The following is a 256-nucleotide window of genomic DNA, read 5'->3' as shown; positions in this document are numbered from 1 at the left end:
ACTGGAAGCGGGGCATGTTCAGCCGGCCGTAAACCGACGTCGCCCGGCCGGATCTATGCTGGCGCGCCGGCAACGGTATGGGAGATGCGGCATGGCCACAGGGTGGGCAGGCGACGGCGCCGTCCAGGACCAGATCGCCGCGACCGTGGATGACGCGATCCAGCGCGCCCGCGCGCAGCGGCGCCACGGTCCCGGGCGGACCCATTGCGAGGCATGCGAAGCGCCCATCCCCGAAGCGCGGCGCCGAGCCGTGCCA

At 73.0% G+C, this 256-nt stretch carries 1 protein-coding gene; it reads left to right on the top strand.

Translation table 11 applies throughout. The features are described 5' to 3' along the window. Positions 1–91: 91 nt before the first annotated feature. Positions 92–256, top strand: a 165-nt coding sequence (locus ACQG3P_RS20535; protein WP_426806077.1) for a TraR/DksA C4-type zinc finger protein, incomplete at its 3' end; no start/stop codon positions are given.

The organism is Stenotrophomonas sp. SrG (genome assembly GCF_050031795.1).
In the GTDB taxonomy this organism is placed as follows: domain Bacteria; phylum Pseudomonadota; class Gammaproteobacteria; order Xanthomonadales; family Xanthomonadaceae; genus Stenotrophomonas; species Stenotrophomonas rhizophila_A.
This window is presented reverse-complemented; position numbering and strand designations above follow the sequence as displayed.